Source organism: Hwanghaeella sp. LZ110 (assembly GCF_048892525.1).
Lineage (GTDB): Bacteria > Pseudomonadota > Alphaproteobacteria > UBA8366 > Aestuariispiraceae > Pacificispira.
The window spans coordinates 1-359 of record NZ_JBLZHT010000052.1 but is presented as its reverse complement, the minus strand read 5'-3'; the positions used below and the strand labels follow the sequence as shown (position 1 = coordinate 359).

At 53.5% G+C, this 359-nt stretch carries 1 protein-coding gene; it reads left to right on the top strand.

The window, feature by feature from the left end; genetic code table 11:
* Positions 1–43: 43 nt before the first annotated feature.
* Positions 44–337, top strand: a complete 294-nt coding sequence (locus ACOSDM_RS20175) for a 60S ribosomal protein L37 (protein ID WP_108998440.1) — start codon at positions 44–46, stop codon at positions 335–337.
* Positions 338–359 lie beyond the last annotated feature (22 nt).

Genomic DNA, 359 nt, shown 5'->3' with positions numbered 1-359 from the left:
ATGGGGCTCTTCCGGTCTCTTTGGCCTCGCCGGTAGAAGCAAGATGACGAAGGGAACGTCATCCTTTGGTAAGCGTCGCAACAAGACGCACACGCTGTGCCGCCGCTGTGGCTCCAAGGCCTACCACCTTCAGAAGTCGACTTGTGGCAAGTGTGGCTACCCTGCCAAGCGCAAGAGGAAGTATAACTGGAGTGCCAAGGCTAAGAGACGAAACACTACCGGGACTGGTCGGATGAGGCACCTAAAGATTGTCTACCGCAGATTCAGACATGGATTCCGTGAGGGAACAACGCCGAAACCCAAGAGGGCAGCTGTCGCAGCATCCAGTTCTTCTTAAGGATTTCAATCAGTCATAAAAT

What these genes read in the sequence shown, in the direction of transcription:
- ACOSDM_RS20175 (WP_108998440.1), top strand. Translation starts at nt 44, where the DNA reads ATGACGAAGGGAACGTCATCCTTTGGTAAGCGTCGCAACAAGACGCAC.